The following is a 16,189-nucleotide window of genomic DNA, read 5'->3' on the forward strand; positions in this document are numbered from 1 at the left end:
GGATGGCCCCACTGATGCCCCTCGTGCCCGGCGAGGTGAGCGCCGCGCGCGAGGCGCGCGGGCTCGTGGCCGTGTTCGACGTCGACGGGGTGCTCGCGGCGATCGTCGAGCGCCCCGAGCTGGCGCAGGTGGCGCCCGCGGTGCTCGAGCGCCTGGCGACGCTGGCGCAGCGGGCCGACACGCTCGTCGGCGTCGTCTCGGGACGGCCTCTGCCGCAGGTCGAGGAGCTCGCGGGGGTCGCCGGCGCCTGGCTGTCGGGGCTGCACGGCGCCGCGCGGCGGCAGCCCGACGGCACCGTGTCGCACGCGTGGACCATGGTCGCCGAGCGCCATGCCGACGTCCTCGAGGCGGCGCTGCACGTCGCGATCGGCGCCCCGCCGGGCGTGCGCTTCGAGCGCAAGGGCCCGGTCGTCGCGCTGCACGTGCGCGGCGCCGATCCCGCGGCGACGGCGGCCGTCGAGGAAGCCGTGCGGGCGCACTGTCCGGCGGGCTGGGAGGTCGTGCCGGGCCGGCGCGTCTTCGAGCTGCGTCCCGAGGGCCTGCCGAACAAGGGCGACGCCGTGCGCTGGCTCGCGGGACAGCGCCCCGGCGCCGCGGTGCTCTACGTCGGCGACGACACCACCGACGAGGACGCCTTCGCGACGCTCGGCCGCGGCGACTTCCCGGTGCTCGTCGATCCGCTCGCCGGCGCCGTCGAGCGCGGCGGCGCCGTGCTCGCGACGCAGGCGCGCTTCACGCTGCCGTCGCAGACGTCGGTGCAGGCGCTGCTCGACGCGCTGGCGGCGTGACGCCCTGCCGCGGCTTGTCGGCCGCGGCGCTTTCGGTGTAGCCGACCCCATGCCCCCGGCCCCGCGTCCGTCCCTGCGCTCCGTCCGCTCGCGGTCCGCGAAAGCCTCCGCACGGGCGTCCGGGAAAGCCCCCGCGCGTGCCCGCGCCGGCGGCGCCGGGCGCAAGGGCGATCCGGTGACGAGCGAGATCGTCCTCGGGGCGTTCGAGACGATCTGCTACGAGATGGCGACGCACGTGAGCCTCACGGCCACGACGCCGATCCTGAACCAGTCGAACGAGCGCAACGCGACCATCCTCGACGCCGCCGGGCAGCTCGCGGCGCTGTCGGTCGGCATCCCGCAGTTCATGCTGTCGTCGACGCTGCCGGTGCGCTTCGCCGTCGAGTTCTTCGGCGCGGACGGGCTGCGCGAGGGCGACGTCGTCGTCGCCAACGACCCGTACCACGGCGGCGGCCACCTGCCGGACTACAACGTCTTCGCGCCCGTCTTCCACGACGGCCGGTGCGTGCTGATCGCGTCGATCCAGTGCCACCACGCCGACACCGGCGGCGGCGCGCCCGGCGGCTACAACGTCAACGCGCCCGACATCTGGGCCGAGGGCGTGCGCTTCCCCGCGGTGAAGATCTGGGACGCCGGCGTGAAGCGCGACGACGTCGAGTACATGATGGCGGTGAACAACCGCACGCCGACCTTTCTCGGCGACCTCCGCGCCCAGGTCGGCGCGGCGCAGCTCGGCGTCCGCCGCCTGCAGGAGGTGCTGGCGCGCTTCGGCACCGAGGCGGTGCAGGCCGCCGTGCGCGACGTCATCGCCTACGCCAAGCGCCGCTTCCAGGCCGAGGTCGCGCGCTGGCCGGACGGCGTCTACGAATCCGACGCCTACGTCGACCAGGATCCGCACGGCAAGAAGGACATCCACATCCACTGCAAGGTGACCGTCGACGGGCCGAGGCTCACCATCGACTTCACCGGCTCGGACGACCGCCCCGACATCCAGGCCTACTCGACCTTCGGCAACACGCGCGGCTACGTGGTCGCGCAGCTCGCGACGATGATGGATCCGACGATCCCGAAGAACGAGGGCTTCTTCGACTCCATCGACCTCGTCGTGCCGAAGGGCTGCTGCCTGAACCCGCCCGAGGGCCGCTCGGTCGCCGCGGGCACGCACCATCCCGGCACCGAGGTCGGCGAGGCGATCGCCAAGGCGCTCGAGCGCGCGGTGCCCGAGCGCAGCTGCCCGCAGGTCTACAAGATGGGCATGCCGACGGTGATCTTCGGCAAGCACCCGGCCACCGGGCAGCTCTTCATCGACCACTCCGTCGACACCTTCGCCGCGTACTGCGGTGCGGTGAAGGGCCAGGACGGCTGGGGCGGCATGAACGTCTCCTTCGGCAACCTGATCCGTGCCACCGCCGAGATCAACGAGGCGATCTTCCCGGTGCGCCAGCTCTGGCGCGACTACGAGGCCGACTCGGGCGGCGCCGGCGAGTTCCGCGGCAACTGCGGCAGCCTCTACCGCAAGCAGGTGCTCGTCCCGGCCACCATCTACACCTACGTCGTCGGCCGCGAGTACCCGATGCCCGGCATCGCGGGCGGCAAGAACGGGGCGCCGAACAAGCTCGACGTGCGCGTCGGCGGTGCACATCGGCACGAGGTCGGCGACACCGCGGGCTACATCCAGCACGACGCCGGCGAGTGCTACGAGTACCACTACGGCGGCGGCGGCGGCTGGGGCGACCCGCTCGCGCGGCCGGCGGAGAAGGTGCTGGACGACGTGCTCGACGAGTACGTCTCCGTCGAGGGCGCACGCCGCGACTACGGCGTCGTGCTGACCGGCGACCTGTGGGAGCTCACGCTGGCGATCGACCGCGAGGCGACGGACCGCCTGCGCGCGGCGATGCGGGAGGCACGCCGTGGCTGACGTGAAGATCACCACCGAGGAGCGGGGCGGCCGCACGCATGCGAGCACCGGCTCGCCGTGGGAGCCGAAGATGGGCTACTCGCGCGCCGTCCGCGCCGGCAACACGATCGCCGTCACGGGCACCGTCGGCATCGAGGCCGACGGCACCTTCGCGCCCTCGCTCGGCGCGCAGACGCGGCGCGCGCTCGACATCATCGCCGCGGCGCTGGAGGCGCTCGGCGGGCGACTCGAGCACGTCGTGCGCACGCGGCTCTACGTGACCGACATCGCGCGCTGGCAGGAGGTCGCCGAGGTGCATGGGGCGGTGTTCCGCGACGTCCGCCCGGCGACGACCCTCGTCCAGGTCGCGAAGCTCATCGACGACGCGGCGCTCATCGAGATCGAGGCCGACGCGATCGTCCCGTGACGCCGGCGATCCGGCGCGCGACGCTGGACGAGATCCTGGCCCTGCGCCACGTCGAGCTGCGGCCCGGGCTGCCGCTCGCGACGGCCCGCTTCGACGGCGACGACGCGCCCGACACCTGGCACCTGGGGGCGTTCGAGGACGCGGCCGCCGTCGCCTGCGCCTCGTTCATGCGCCAGGCGTGGGAGGGCGCCGGCGCCTACCAGCTGCGCGGCATGGCGACGCGCGCCGACCGCCGGCGCCGCGGGCTCGGCGCGGCGCTGCTGCGCTTCGCGGAGGCGACGATCCCGCCCGCCACCGGCGTGCACGTGCTCTGGTGCAACGCCCGCGTCGCCGCGATCGACTTCTACCGCCGCTGCGGCTGGACGGTCGAATCCGAGGTGTTCGACGTGCCCACCGTGGGTCCGCATCGCCGCATGCGGCGCGCGTTGCCGCCGCCCGTGGGCTGCTAGCGACCGGCATGCCCACCGCCGCGATCTGCTCGCTCGCCGACGCCCGCGCCGCCGTGCCCGCCGCGGAGCTGGTGCAGACGCGCACCTGGCGCCTGCGCGTGCGCGTCACGGGCGCCGGGCCCGACCTCGTGCTGATCCACGGCGTCACCGACAACGGCTCGAGCTGGGACGAGGTCGTGCCGGCGCTGGCGGCCGAGGCGCGCGTGCACGCGATCGACCTGCCGGGGCACGGTCTCTCCGACATCCCGTCGCGGCCGCTGCGGGTCGAGGAGATGGCGGCGGCGGTCGGCGACTACCTCGACGCCGCCGGCGTCGGGCCGTGCGTCGTCGCCGGCAACTCGCTCGGCGGCGGGGTCGCGCTGATGCTCGCCGCGCGCGAGCCGGAGCGCGTGCGCGCCGCGGTGTCGATCTGCTCGCTCGGCCTGCCGTTCCCGATGCCGGCGGGCCTCGGCATGCTGCGCCTCCCCGGCGTCGCGTCGCTCATGCCCGCCGTCTCGTTCCGCCGCCGCCTGCGGCGCACGATCATGCGCGACACGTTCCACCGCGGCTTCGTGCCCTCGGAGGCCGCCATGGAGCGCTACTGGGAGGGCTGGCGCGTGCTCGGCCGCCCGCCCTACGTCCGGGATCTGCTGCGCGCGCTCGATCGCGCCGAGCCGGCGCCGGTGCTCGCGGGGCTGCGCATGCCGGTGCACGTCGTGCACGGCGACGAGGACCGCGTCATCCCGGTGCGCGTCGGCCGCGAGATCGCCGCCGCGATCCCCGGCGCACGCCTCACCGTGCTGCCGCGCATCGGCCACGAGCCGCAGCTGGAGGCGCCCGCGGCCACGATCGCCGTGCTGCGCGACGCGCTGGCCGCGCTGCGCTGAGGTGGTAGGGTCGGCGTCATGCGCGCCCACACCGACTACCTCTGGTTCACGACCTCCCGCCGCAAGGAGATCGTCAACATCACCGACCGCGTCGCCGACGTGGTGGCGGCGTCGGGCGTGCGCGACGGCTTCTGCCTGGTGTCGGCGATGCACATCACCGCCGCGATCTGGGTGAACGACGAGGAGTCGGGCCTGAAGCACGACGTCATGGAGTGGCTCGAGAAGCTGGCGCCGGTCGGCGACTACCGCCACCACCAGACGGGCGAGGACAACGCCGACGCCCATCTGAAGCGCACCATCATCCACCACCAGACGATCCTGCCGATCACCGAGGGCGTACTCGATCTCGGCCCCTGGGAGCAGGTCTTCTACATGGAGTTCGACGGGCGGCGGAAAAAGCGCGTGGTGGTGAAGGTGCTCGGCATATGAGGTGGGCGCCGCTCCTCGCCGTCGCACTCGCGGGATGCACCTGCCGGCTGAGCGGCACGCCGCTCGACACCATGGAGAAGAAGCTCAATCCGGCCTGCTGGTCGTTCGGCGACGACCCGGCGCCGGCGGAGCCCGTGCCGCCGGCCCCGCCGCCCGCGGACCTTCCGGCCACCGCGCCGTAGCAAAAGGGTTGCACCGTCCCGCCCCGGCGGCGCAGGAAGGCGGGCATGGACTTCGAGCATTCCCCCCGCGCCCAGGACTACATCGCCCGCGTCGAGCGCTTCGTCACCGAGCGCGTCGTGCCGAACGAGGCGACCTACGTCGGCCAGCTCGCCCGCAGCGACGACTGGCGCCAGTGGCGCATCCCGCCGATCGTCGAGGAGCTGAAGGCCGAGGCGAAGGCCGCCGGGCTGTGGAACCTCTTCCTGCCCGAGTCTTCGTTCGGCGCGGGGCTCGACAACCGCGACTACGCGCCGATCGCCGAGATCACCGGCCGCAGCTTCCTCGCGCCCGAGGTCTTCAACTGCGCCGCACCCGACACCGGCAACGCCGAGGTCCTCTTGCGCTACGGCTCGCCCGAGCAGCGGGAGCGCTGGCTCCGCCCCCTGCTCGACGGCACCATCCGCTCCGCCTTCGCGATGACCGAGCCCGAGGTCGCGTCGAGCGACGCGACCAACATGCAGGCGACCTGTACGGTCGAGGGCGACCACGTCGTCCTCCACGGCCGCAAGTGGTGGACCAGCGGTGCCGGCGATCCGCGCTGCAAGTTCCTCATCTTCATGGGCGTCACCGACCCGAGCGCCGAGCGCCACCAGCGCCACTCGATGGTGCTGTGCCCGCTCGACGCGCCCGGCGTGGTGATCGAGCGCATGGTCCCCGTGTTCGGCCAGCTCGACGAGCCGCACGGCCACGCCGAGATGCGCTTCGAGAACGTGCGCCTGCCGAAGGACGCCTTCATCGCCGGCCCCGGCCGCGGCTTCGAGATCGCGCAGGGACGTCTCGGGCCGGGCCGGATCCACCACTGCATGCGCGCCATCGGCGCGGCGGAGCGTGCGCGCGAGCGCCTCTGCCGGCGTGCGCTGTCGCGCGTCGCGTTCGGCAAGCTGCTCGTGAACCTCGGCGGCAACCGCGACATCATCGCCAACTGCCGCATGGCGATCGACCAGGCGCGCCTGCTCACCCTGAAGGCCGCCTGGGCGCTCGACCGCCACGGCGTCTTCGCGGCGCTCACCGACATCTCGGCGATCAAGGTCGTGGCGCCGAACGTGCTGCAGATGGTCGCCGACGCCGCGGTGCAGATCCACGGCGGGCAGGGCATGGCCGACCCCGAGCTGAACCTCCTCATGGTGATGGGGCGCGCGCTGCGCATCGCCGACGGCCCCGACGAGGTGCATCGCGGCATGGTGGCGCGCCTCGAGCTGCGCAAATACGCCTGAGCGAGGCTCGCGCGGGGCATCCGGCGCCGCTACCCTCGCGCCATGCGCGTTCCGCTCGAGCCGCTGCGCGATCTCGCCGTCCGCCTCGCCACCGAGGCGGCGGCGGTGCATCGCGCCGGCCTGGGGCGCGTGCTCCATGTCGAGACCAAGGCCTCGCCGACCGACCACGTGAGCGAGGTCGATCGCGAGGCCGAGCGCGTCGTCGTCGCCGGCATCGCCGCCGCGCGGCCGGACGACGGCATCCTCGGCGAGGAGGGCACGGCGCGCCCCGGCACGACGGGCGTGCGCTGGATCATCGACCCGCTCGACGGCACCACCAACTACCTCTACGGCTTCCCGGCCTTCTCGGTCTCGATCGGCGTCGAGGTCGACGGCCAGCTCGCCGTCGGCGTCGTCCACGATTCGGCGCGCGACCGCTGCTACGCCGGCGTGCGCGGCGGTCTGGCGACGTGCGACGGCCGTCCCATCCGCGTGCGCCGCTGCGCCGACCTCGGCATGGCGCTCGTCGGCACGGGCTTCCAGTACCGGCCCGCCGTCCGCGCGCGCCAGGCGGCGACCGTCGCCGCGGTGCTGCCGGCGGTGCGCGACGTGCGCCGCGGCGGCTCGGCGGCCCTCGACCTGTGCTGGGTCGCCGCGGGCCACCTCGACGCGTTCTACGAGGCCGCGCTCGCCGAGTGGGACGTCGCCGCCGGCATGGTGATCGCCGCGGCGGCCGGCGCGGAGGTGGTGCGCCTCGAGGTCGCGGACGGGCCGTCGCCGCTCGTGGTTGCGGCCCATCCGGACCTCATGCCGGCGCTGACGGCGCTCCTGCGCCGCACCGGCGCGGCGTGACCTAGGCGCGGGCCACGCGCGGCGCGACGGTCGCCGGCACGGTCGCCCGCGCCTCGCGTCGCAGCAGGTAGAGCAGCGGGCCGATGCTGCCGAGAAGCAGCGTGGCGACGAGGTAGGGCATCACCGCGATGCCGCGCGCCCGGGAGTCGTTCCACATCCAGACGGTGACGAAGCCGAGCGCGATCGCCAGGTCGACGAAGATCTGCAGCTGGATCGCGTTCATCGCCTGGAAGTCGAAGAAGGCGAGATAGCCGTGGTGGTACACGGCATAGCCGGTCAGGGCGAGGAAGTCGGCGAGCACGAGACCGATGCCGAGCAGCTTGAGCGTCATGATCCCTCCTGTGGTGGCGGACGTTCGGGGGATCGGGTTCCAAGAGCCGTGCCGCTCGTGCGACGCCGCGGCGGCGGCGGCGCGGGGCCCGAGGGCGTGGCGGCTGCGCCACGCGCCGTCGCCGGGGCGCAACGGCGACCGGATCGCCGCGCGAGGCGGCGTCTGGCATCATGCGGGAGGCGGAGAGGTCGTGCTGGTCGTCGTGGTCGTGCTGGTCGTCGTGGTCGTCGACAGCAGCTCGCGCAGCTTGGTCAGCTCTGCCTGCGCCCGCATGGCGGCGGCAACGGCCGAATCGGTGCGGGCGCGCTCGAGATCCGTCTGGGCCTTGGTGACCTTCTCGAGCAGGGCGGCCTGCGCCTGCTTGCACCTCACCTCGTCGTTGGGGCTTGCGAGGTCGCGGGCTTCCTTCAGGCCTTCGGCGATCTGATTTGCGCTCAGGGTGTAGATGTCGGCCAGGGTCGAGTTGTCGACGACGGCGAACATGCCGCTCGTGAAGCCGCCGGAGATGGACAGCAGCGCGATGGTCAAGGTCGCCGCGCCCGCGGCTCCGAGCCCTCCGCCCGCCGCCGCCGTTCCGAGCGCGAGGGCGCCCGCGACATAGATGCTGAACCGGTTGAGGCTCGCGCGCGCGTGATAGGCCTCCTGAAGCTCCTGCGCATAATTGAGGAGACCGGCGAACTCGTCGCACACACGGCCGTTGGCCTTGTACTCGGGAAGGTCGGGACGCACGCCGAGGTGTGTACAGCTCGACGCCATGCCCGCTGCGAGAGCAAGGGCGATCGCTCGGACTCGACCCGCGGGTCGCATGAAAGTCATCGGGCCTCCACGGTGGAGATGGGAACGCGAATCACATGAACGCCGATCCCATGTCAATGCTGGCTGAGATATCGCGAGCCAGCCTCGTGTATGATCGAGCAGAGAAGTTGACAGCACACTAATCGGCTAGTACCGGCATTTGGCATGCGCCGCGTGCGCCACGGAGTCCGACGAGCGGCCGCCGGGCCTCGGCGGCGCATCGTCGTCGCGACGGCGGTCCTCGTCGTGCTCCTGGGCGGGGGGATGGCGGGGGCCCTGTCGGCCGGTACGGCGGATCGTGACGGGGATGGCATCGTCGACGGGGCGGACAACTGCCGCAGCGTCGCGAACGCCGACCAGGTCGACACGGACCGCGACGGGGTGGGTGACGCGTGCGACGAGTGTCCCGGCACCGTGGTCGACGTGCCCGGCCGCGCGCCCGAGGCGACGCCAGCCGCCGATCAGTTCGGATGCTCCGCCGCGGAGGCGTGTCCATGCCTCGGGCCGCGGACGAAGCTGCGCACCTGGAGCGGCCGCCTGGAGTATCTCCGCTGTGTCCAGGGCAAGACCCGCCGGTTGGAGCGGCTCGATCGGGTCACGCGGAGCGAGCGGCGGAAGCTGGCGGCGCGGCTGCGAGGTGCGGCGTGCGGTACGATCCAGAGCTTGCCGAACGATCGGGACGGCGACGGGGTCCTCGACGACGGGGACGGCAACGGCGTGCGCTGGGATGCCCCCTGTACGGGAGGCGCGACGACGGGGTGCGACGACAACTGTCCCCGCACCCGCAACCCCGGCCAACGGAACACCGACGGCAAGGGCTGGGGCGATGCCTGCGACATCGATGCCGACGATGACGGCGTCTTCAACTGGCGTGACAACTGTCCGCGGAAGCGGAACGCCGACCAGAAGGACGGCGACGGCGTCGGCGACGTGTGCGACCGTTGTCCCGATTCGGATCCACAGGACGACGTGAACGACCACGGCTGCGACTGAAAGTCGCCCGCTCGCATCTCACCGCGGCTCCACGCGCAGGCGGGCCAGCGAGAGGCCGAGGCGGCGGGGATCGGCGTTGAAGCCCACCGACGCGGGCGAGGTCGGGGTACGGTTGTGGAACGTGAGGCGCACGCGGCCGTCGCCGCGCGCCGGCAGGGGGATCGTCTCCCAGCGCGGGGCGTCGGTCGGCGTGAAGCGCCATCGCGCCGCGGGCCGGCCGTCGAGCTCCACGTCGACGCGCTGCTCCTGCAGCGGGCCGAACAGGAACGCGCCGACGAGCAGGTGGACGACCGGCTGGCTGGCCTCGGCGAAGCCGTCGCCCAGCTCGAAGGCGAGCTCGGCCCGCGGCCCTTCGGTCCAGCGGCTCGCCGCCCCGGGGGGGCTCCATCCGCGCCCGAGCGTGTAGCGGTCGCCCGTGCCCCCCGCGCCGAACTCGATGGTCGTGCCGGCATCGATCGCCCACCAGCCCCGGAACGGATCGGCCGTCCACGCGCGCGACGGCAGGTCGTAGCGACACACGCCGGCGAGCGCGTCGTGCTCGCGTAGCCAGGTGCCGGCCGCGGCGAGGACCGTTGCGGCGGGGCGGATGGCGAGGCGCGGGTCGCGGTAGAGCTCCCAGCCGTCCGGGGTGAAGCCGGTATAGCCGTTCACCGTCGGCATCCCGAGCCGGTGGGCGAGCGTCATCGCGAACGTGTTCGGCGTGTCGACGACGCCGACCTCGTCGGTCAGCACGAAGGCGCGGCACTGTGCCGGCGGGGCGGGCACCGCCGCGAGCTCCGCGCGCTCCCGGGCGAGGTCGAGCACCCCCCAGTCGTCGCGGCTCAGCTGCTCGACCAGCAGCGTCGCGGCGAGGCCCACGGCCAGGACGTGTGCCGCGCGCGACGGCGCCCGCGCCAGCGTCGCCAGCACGACGGCGACGAGGCAGGTCGCGACCGCGACGTTGATCAGCTGGAGGCGCCAGACGAGGCGGACGGCGCGCGCGCCGGGCACGAGGTCCCAGACGAGCCGCCACGGCGTGAACGGGCCGATGCGCAGCGGCAGGCAGAGGAGGACGACGAGCGTCGCGAGGAGGGCGAGCGTCGTCGCGCGGTCGCGCCCGCGCCGCAGCGTCGCGGCGGCGGCCAGCGCCGTGACGAGGACCAGCGGCGTGATCGTCCGGAACGCGTTCGGATCGTGGAGGCGCGCGCCGGGGTAGCCGGGAAGGCGCTCCAGGAGCGCGCCCCAGAGCAGGTTGCCGGCACCCGGGTTGACGAGATCGGGCAGCGTGCCGAGGGATCCGAAGGCGTCGGCGAAGGTGCGCGTGCGGCCTTCGGCGACGGCCGGAAGGTAGATCAGCACGAACGGGACGAGCCCCAGCACGAAGCCGGCGAGCGCGCCCCCGAGGAACGGCCACGGCACGCGCCCGACGCCGGCGCGGGAGACCCGCGGCCACGCGCCGCCGGCTGCGACGCGGGCGAGGACGAACACCGCACCCGCGATCGTCGCCAGCCAGGCGACGTAGTACGCGGTCGCGAAGAGGAGCGCGAAGAGCGCCGCGCACATCGCCGCCCCGGCCGCCCCGCGCGCCGGGGCGACGCGCGCCGTCGCGAGCGCCCAGGCGACGCCGAGCACGAGCCACGGCAGGTAGTAGACGGCGAACAGGTGCGCCTGCGGCGTGGTGGCGTGGTAGGCGCCGGCGAAGGTGAAGAGCCACGCGGCGACGATCGCCACCCAGCGCGGCGTTCCGAGCAGCCGCCGGCAGACGAGCGCGAAGCCGCCGAAGCCGAGCAGGCTCTGGACGAGCCAGGTCGTCTGGTAGGCGACGAACGGGTCCAGGCCGAGCCCGCGCAGCGGCGCGTAGACGACGGTGTCGAGCAGCCCGGCGTCGGTGTACCCGAGCAGGCCGGTCGCGGGATGCAGCATCGGCAGGTGGTCCCAGCGCTCGCGCCCCGCGAGCACGCGCAGCCAATGCTCGTGCAGGAACACCTGGAGGCGCCCGTCGCCGGGGGCGAGCGCGAGGCGCGCGAAGCCGCTCGCGACGACGTCCCAGCGGAACGCGATCGCGCCCACCGCCCAGGCGCCGAGCGCGACGATGCTGCCCCATCCGAGGCGGCGGGAGCGCGGCGCGGGCTGCGGATGGGCGCGAATCGCTCCCCGTAGCGACGCCCGCGCGCACCGGTCAAGGCGACGGCGTGCTCGCCAAACCCCCCGCATGTCTTGTCGCGCGGCGTCCCACCGGTGTAGCCACCCGACGTGGCGACCCGTCCGGCGACCCGTTCCGCGGCCCGTTCCCCGGTGCATCCGACCTGGCGCGTCGGCGTCGACGTCGGCGGCACCTTCACCGACCTCGTCCTCGTGCACGACGGCGGCATCACGCTCGACAAGCACCCGACCACGCCCCGCGACCAGTCCGAGGGCGTGCTGGGCGGCCTGCGCCAGCTGGCGGCGCGGCACGAGCTCGATCTGGCCGGGCTGCTCGCGCGCACCGCGATGATCGTCCACGGCACCACCACCGCCGACAACACCATGATCGAGATGTCGGGCGCGGTGACCGGGCTCGTCACCAGCGACGGCCATCGCGACGAGATCGAGATCCGCCGCGGCTACAAGGAGGACATCTGGGACCCGGCGCTGCCGCCGCCGAAGCCGATCTGCCCGCGCCGCCAGCGCTACGGCGTGCCCGAGCGGCTCGACTACGAGGGCAACGTCGTGGTGCCGCTCGACGAGGAGGCGGTGCGCCGCGCGCTGCGCCGCATGACGAAGCAGGGCGTCGAGTCGCTGGCCGTCTGCCTGCTGTTCGCGTTCGTCAACCCGGCGCACGAGCGCCGCGTGCGCGAGCTCGCCGCCGAGGAGCTGCCCGGGGTCATGGTGTCGCTGTCGCACGAGGTGATGCCGTCGGCGCCCGAGTTCGAGCGCACCAGCACGACGCTGGTGAACGCCTACGTCGGGCCGAAGATCGAGCGCTACCTCTCGCGGCTCGACGCGCGCCTGCGCGAGGCAGGGTTCGCGGGCGAGCTCCTCATCATGCAGTCGAACGGCGGCGTCATGCCGGGCGGCTACGTCGCGCAGCGCGCGGTGGCGGTGATGGGCTCGGGGCCGGCGGGCGGCGTCATGGGCGCGGTGCACGTCGCGGGCGCGTCTAGGATCCGCGACTTCGTCTCGGTCGACATGGGCGGCACCAGCTACGACGTCTGCCTGGTGCGCGACGGCGCGCCCGAGGTGAAGACGGGCTGGAACTGGCATCATCGCTACCTCGTCGGCCTGCCGATGGTGGAGGTCGAGACCGTCGGCGCGGGCGGCGGCTCGATCGCGCGCGTCGAGGCCGGCGCGCTGAAGGTCGGGCCGCGCAGCGCGGGCGCCGAGCCGGGGCCCGTCTGCTACGGCCGCGGCGGCACCGAGCCCACGGTCACCGACGCCAACGTCGTCCTCGGGCTGCTCAATCCCGACCGCTTCTGCGGCGGCAGCATGCGGCTCGACGCCGAGGGTGCGACGGCGGCGATCCGCGAGAAGCTGGCGAAGCCGCTCGGGCTGTCCGTCGTCGAGGCGGCGGAGGGCGTCTTTCGCATCGTCAACGCCAACATGGCGAACGCGGTCCGCAAGGCGTCGGCGCGGCGCGGCGTCGACCCGCGCGGGCTGACGCTGGTGGTGTACGGCGGCAACGGCCCCGTGCACGCCGGCATGCAGGCGGCGGAGCTCGGCATCGCGCGCATCTTCGTGCCGAAGCTGTCGCCGGCGTTCTCGGCGCTCGGGCTGCTGCTCACCGACCACGTCGTCGACGAGCTGCGCTCCTACGTGACGCCCACGTCGCGCGTCGACCTCGCGCGCGTGAACCGGCTCTACGCCGAGATGGAGGCGGCGGCGCAGGCGGCGCTGGCGGGCGGCGGCGCGGGCCGCCGGCGCAAGGTGCGCTCCGAGCGTCTGGTCGCCCTCTGCTACCCCGGCCAGACGTTCGACATGCCGGTGCCGCTGGCCGGCAAGGGCGAGGTGACGGCGCGCACCATCGCGCGGACCGTCGAGCGCTTCCACGCCATGCACGAGGCGCTGCACACGTACGCCAGCCGCGACCAGGAGCCGATCCTGCGCGGCCTGCGCGTCACCGCGCAGGCGCTCGACGAGAAGCCGGCCCTGCCGCGCCTCGGCCGCCGCACCAAGGCGAGCCCGCGGCTCGGCGCGCGCAAGGCGTTCCTCGCCGGGCGCTGGGTGGCGACGCCGGTCTGGTCGGGGCCGACGCTGGCGCCGGGCCAGACGATCCCCGGGCCGGCGATCGTCGAGGAGCCGTTCACGACCATCGTCGTCTATCCGGGCCAGCGCGCCAGCGTCGACGCGCACGGCAACTACACGATCACCACCGGCCGCGGCTGAGCCGTCGGACCCTGCCGTCACGTGCCGCGACGCTTGGCGCGCGCCGTCGGCGGCGCGGCGAGCGGGTCGTCGGGCCAGGGATGGCGCGGGTAGCGGCCGCGCAGCTCGCGGCGCACGTCGAAGTAGCCGTTGCGCCAGAAGCTCGCGAGGTCGTCGGTCACCTGCACCGGGCGGTGCGCGGGCGAGAGCAGCTCGAAGACCAGCGGCACGCGGCCGCCGCCGAGGCGCGGCGTCGCGGTGAGGCCGAAGCACTCCTGGATGCGCGCGGCAACGTGCGGCGGACGCCCCGTCTCGTAGATGATCGGCGCGGCGCGCTCGGTCGGCAGCGTCCAGTGCGACGGCGCCTCGCGCTCGAGGGCGCGGCGCTGCGGCGCCGACAGGAGGCCGCGGAGCATGCCGCCGAGGTCGGCGGCGGCGACCGCGGCGGCGCGCGTCTGCCCGGCGGCGGCGGCGCGCGCCGCCTCGGCGAAGAGCGCGAGCGGATCGGCCGGCAAGGCCAGCTCGGGCATGGCCTCGGCGAGGAAGCGCAGGCGCGCGAGCAGCGCCTCGTGCGGCGCGGCGAGGGTCGCGAGGCGCCCGGCGTCGCGGGTGAGGGCGTCGCCGAGGAGGACCCCGGCGGCGCGCGGGTCGACGTCGCCGCGCACGCGCTCGGCGAGGACGAGGTCCTGATAGCGCGTCACGTGGCGGGCGACGACGGCGCCGCGCGCCGCATCGAAGGTCAGCTCCTCGCCGCGTGTGACCGCACCGGGGAAGGCGGTCTCGAGCCAGGCGCGCTCGACGGCGCTGGCCATGCGCACGCGCGCGTCGGCGCCGCGCCCGCCCTCGAGGTCGACGGCGACGAACAGCTCCGCCTCGCGCACGACGCTGGCGGCGTCGAGCACCGCGCCGACGCCGCCGACCAGCACGGCGCGATCGGAGCCAGGCGCGCGGCGGCGGGCGACGCGATCGGGAAAGCCGGCCAGCACGCAGCAGAGGAGGCGCGCGGGATCGTCGTCGCGATCGGGTGCCGCACCGCGCACGAGCTGGCGGCGCGCGCGCTCGACGGCATGCACGGCGCGCGGATCGAGCCCGAGCGCACGGCAGGCGTCGGCACCGAGGCCGCGGCGCGCGGCGTCCTCGAACAGCTCGAGACGCAGCAGCAGGTCGGACGGGCCGGGCGGGAAGTCGGCGGTGCCCGCGCCGAAGGTGCGCTGCGCCGCGACGATGTCGCGCTCGCCGGCGAGCGCGGCGAGGAGGGCGCCCGAGCGCGCGCAGCCGGCGTCGGCGGCGGCGAGCTGCATGCGCGCCAGCCGCGGCGCCGCGGGCAGCGCCAGCAGCCGGCGGCCGACGTCGGTGAGGTCGCCGCTCGCGGGGTCGACCGCACCGAGCGTCACCAGCAGCCGCTCGGCGTGCGCCAGCGACGCCTCCGGGGGCGGATCGAGCCAGCCCAGCGTGCGCGCGTCGCGCAGCCCCCAGGCGCGCAGCTCGAGCAGCGGCCGCGCCAGGTCGAGACGGCGGATCTCCGGCGGATCATGGGCGCGCCGTCCCGCGTGCTCCGCCTCGCTCCACAGCTGCACGCAGCGGCCCGGCGCCGTGCGGCCGGCGCGGCCGGCGCGCTGGATCGCCGACGCCTGGCTGATCGGCGCCAGCACGAGCCGGTCGAGCCCGTGACGCGCGTCGAAGCGGACGCTGCGCGCGAGCCCGGAGTCGACGACGCTGGTGACGCCGTCGACCGTCAGCGCCGTCTCGGCGACGTTGGTGGCGAGCACGACGCGGCGGCGCGGCCCGCGGCGCAGCGCGCGCTGCTGCTCGTCGAGCGGCTGGTCGCCGTGCAGCGTGACGACGTCGATGCCGCGCGCCCGGCAGAGCGGCGCGAGCGCCTCGGCGGTGCGGCGGATCTCGGCGGCGCCGGGGAGGAAGACGAGGACGTCGCCGCCGTCGTCGTCGGGCGCGCCGACGAGGCCGCCGAGCGCCGTCGCGACGTGGTCGTGCAGGCGCCGGCCGGGCGGCGGCGGCAGCCAGGTCTGCGCCACCGGCCAGGTGCGGCCCTCGGCGACCAGCACCGGCGCGTCGCCGAGGTGGCGCGAGAGCGCGTCGGCGGCGAGCGTCGCCGACATGACGACGAGGCGCAGGTCGGGGCGCACGGTCGCGCGCAGCTCGCGCACGACGGCGAGCGCGAGGTCGCCCTGGAGGTGGCGCTCGTGGAACTCGTCGAGCACCACCACGCCGACCTCCTCGAGGAACGGATCGCGCGCCAGGTCACGCGAGAACACGCCCTCGGTGAGGAACCAGAGCCGCGTCGCCGCGCTGCCGCGCGACTCGAAGCGGACGCGGTAGCCGACCTCGCCGCCGACCGTGCCGCCGCGCTCCGCGGCCACGAAGCCGGCCGCGGCCCGCGCCGCGATGCGACGCGGCTCGAGCACGACGACACGCTTGCCGCCCGCGAGGCCGGCGTCGAGCAGCGCGCCCGGCACGCGCGTGGTCTTGCCGGCGCCCGGCGCGGCCCGCAGGACCAGGCAGCCCACATGCCGGGCGGCGTCCACGATCGCCGGCAGGAGGGGGTCGATCGACCGCTCGGCCGTCATGCCGGCCGCAGCGCCTTGCCGCGGCTCCGCGGGCTCCGATAG

At 74.6% G+C, this 16,189-nt stretch carries 15 protein-coding genes; 11 read left to right on the forward strand and 4 right to left on the reverse strand.

Features of this window, described 5'->3' with window-relative positions; translation table 11 throughout:
• Positions 1-2: 2 nt before the first annotated feature.
• The 9 genes from otsB (at position 3) to KIT14_06290 (ending at position 7,123) form a co-directional block, all read left to right on the forward strand.
• A complete protein-coding gene (otsB, locus tag KIT14_06250; protein ID MCW5890138.1) occupies positions 3-788 on the forward strand; it encodes a trehalose-phosphatase in 786 nt (261 codons plus the stop codon).
• A 175-nt stretch (positions 789-963) separates the two neighbouring features.
• Entirely contained in the window at positions 964-2,706 is a 1,743-nt protein-coding gene (locus KIT14_06255; GenBank protein ID MCW5890139.1) for a hydantoinase B/oxoprolinase family protein, read from the forward strand.
• A gap of 70 nt (positions 2,707-2,776) precedes the next feature.
• Complete coding sequence (locus KIT14_06260) at positions 2,777-3,112, forward strand: RidA family protein (protein ID MCW5890140.1); 336 nt, start codon at positions 2,777-2,779, stop codon at positions 3,110-3,112.
• On the forward strand, positions 3,109-3,561 hold the full coding sequence (locus tag KIT14_06265) for a GNAT family N-acetyltransferase (GenBank protein MCW5890141.1): 453 nt from the start codon (positions 3,109-3,111) through the stop codon (positions 3,559-3,561). Before KIT14_06260 ends, KIT14_06265 begins: the two co-directional genes overlap by 4 nt.
• Before the next feature lie 8 nt (positions 3,562-3,569).
• Positions 3,570-4,427 (forward strand): alpha/beta fold hydrolase, encoded by an 858-nt coding sequence (locus tag KIT14_06270; protein MCW5890142.1) that lies wholly within the window; start codon positions 3,570-3,572, stop codon positions 4,425-4,427.
• Between the two features lie 18 nt (positions 4,428-4,445).
• Positions 4,446-4,856, forward strand: a complete 411-nt coding sequence (locus KIT14_06275) for a secondary thiamine-phosphate synthase enzyme YjbQ (protein MCW5890143.1) — start codon at positions 4,446-4,448, stop codon at positions 4,854-4,856.
• Positions 4,853-5,038, forward strand: a complete 186-nt coding sequence (locus KIT14_06280; GenBank protein ID MCW5890144.1) for a hypothetical protein — start codon at positions 4,853-4,855, stop codon at positions 5,036-5,038. Before KIT14_06275 ends, KIT14_06280 begins: the two co-directional genes overlap by 4 nt.
• Before the next feature lie 45 nt (positions 5,039-5,083).
• A complete protein-coding gene (locus KIT14_06285; GenBank protein MCW5890145.1) occupies positions 5,084-6,292 on the forward strand; it encodes an acyl-CoA dehydrogenase family protein in 1,209 nt (402 codons plus the stop codon).
• Positions 6,293-6,334: 42 nt separating this feature from the next.
• Positions 6,335-7,123, forward strand: coding sequence for an inositol monophosphatase (locus KIT14_06290; protein MCW5890146.1), 789 nt, complete (start codon positions 6,335-6,337; stop codon positions 7,121-7,123).
• A 1-nt stretch (position 7,124) separates the two neighbouring features.
• Here KIT14_06290 and KIT14_06295 read toward each other — a convergent pair whose 3' ends face one another.
• Together KIT14_06295 and KIT14_06300 are read right to left on the reverse strand one after the other, a co-directional pair.
• Complete coding sequence (locus KIT14_06295) at positions 7,125-7,454, reverse strand: DUF2834 domain-containing protein (protein MCW5890147.1); 330 nt, start codon at positions 7,452-7,454, stop codon at positions 7,125-7,127.
• A gap of 168 nt (positions 7,455-7,622) precedes the next feature.
• A complete protein-coding gene (locus KIT14_06300) occupies positions 7,623-8,183 on the reverse strand; it encodes a hypothetical protein (GenBank protein ID MCW5890148.1) in 561 nt (186 codons plus the stop codon).
• 330 nt (positions 8,184-8,513) lie between these two features.
• Between KIT14_06300 and KIT14_06305 the strand changes: the two genes are divergently transcribed.
• Positions 8,514-9,242: a thrombospondin type 3 repeat-containing protein gene (locus tag KIT14_06305; GenBank protein MCW5890149.1), complete on the forward strand. Its 729-nt coding sequence runs from the start codon at positions 8,514-8,516 to the stop codon at positions 9,240-9,242.
• Between the two features lie 18 nt (positions 9,243-9,260).
• On the opposite strand, the gene KIT14_06310 is transcribed toward KIT14_06305, so the two are convergent.
• On the reverse strand, positions 9,261-11,291 hold the full coding sequence (locus KIT14_06310) for a hypothetical protein (GenBank protein ID MCW5890150.1): 2,031 nt from the start codon (positions 11,289-11,291) through the stop codon (positions 9,261-9,263).
• A gap of 225 nt (positions 11,292-11,516) precedes the next feature.
• Between KIT14_06310 and KIT14_06315 the strand changes: the two genes are divergently transcribed.
• Positions 11,517-13,583 carry a hydantoinase/oxoprolinase family protein gene (locus tag KIT14_06315; protein MCW5890151.1) on the forward strand — a complete coding sequence of 689 codons (2,067 nt, stop codon included), beginning with the start codon at positions 11,517-11,519 and terminating at the stop codon, positions 13,581-13,583.
• A 17-nt stretch (positions 13,584-13,600) separates the two neighbouring features.
• Here KIT14_06315 and hrpB read toward each other — a convergent pair whose 3' ends face one another.
• Positions 13,601-16,147 (reverse strand): ATP-dependent helicase HrpB, encoded by a 2,547-nt coding sequence (gene hrpB, locus KIT14_06320; protein MCW5890152.1) that lies wholly within the window; start codon positions 16,145-16,147, stop codon positions 13,601-13,603.
• Positions 16,148-16,189 lie beyond the last annotated feature (42 nt).

This window comes from bacterium (assembly GCA_026129405.1).
Lineage (GTDB): Bacteria > Desulfobacterota > Binatia > DP-6 > DP-6 > JAHCID01.

Excerpts from the sequence above, each read along its gene's own strand:
- KIT14_06260 (MCW5890140.1), top strand. The coding sequence starts at position 2,777 with ATGGGCTACTCGCGCGCCGTCCGCGCCGGCAACACGATCGCCGTCACG.
- KIT14_06280 (MCW5890144.1), top strand. The coding sequence starts at position 4,853 with ATGAGGTGGGCGCCGCTCCTCGCCGTCGCACTCGCGGGATGCACCTGC.
- KIT14_06295 (MCW5890147.1), bottom strand. The coding sequence starts at position 7,454 with ATGACGCTCAAGCTGCTCGGCATCGGTCTCGTGCTCGCCGACTTCCTC.
- KIT14_06285 (MCW5890145.1), top strand. The coding sequence starts at position 5,084 with ATGGACTTCGAGCATTCCCCCCGCGCCCAGGACTACATCGCCCGCGTC.
- hrpB (MCW5890152.1), bottom strand. The coding sequence starts at position 16,147 with ATGACGGCCGAGCGGTCGATCGACCCCCTCCTGCCGGCGATCGTGGAC.
- otsB (MCW5890138.1), top strand. The coding sequence starts at position 3 with ATGGCCCCACTGATGCCCCTCGTGCCCGGCGAGGTGAGCGCCGCGCGC.
- KIT14_06275 (MCW5890143.1), top strand. The coding sequence starts at position 4,446 with ATGCGCGCCCACACCGACTACCTCTGGTTCACGACCTCCCGCCGCAAG.
- KIT14_06270 (MCW5890142.1), top strand. The coding sequence starts at position 3,570 with ATGCCCACCGCCGCGATCTGCTCGCTCGCCGACGCCCGCGCCGCCGTG.
- KIT14_06290 (MCW5890146.1), top strand. The coding sequence starts at position 6,335 with ATGCGCGTTCCGCTCGAGCCGCTGCGCGATCTCGCCGTCCGCCTCGCC.
- KIT14_06305 (MCW5890149.1), top strand. The coding sequence starts at position 8,514 with ATGGCGGGGGCCCTGTCGGCCGGTACGGCGGATCGTGACGGGGATGGC.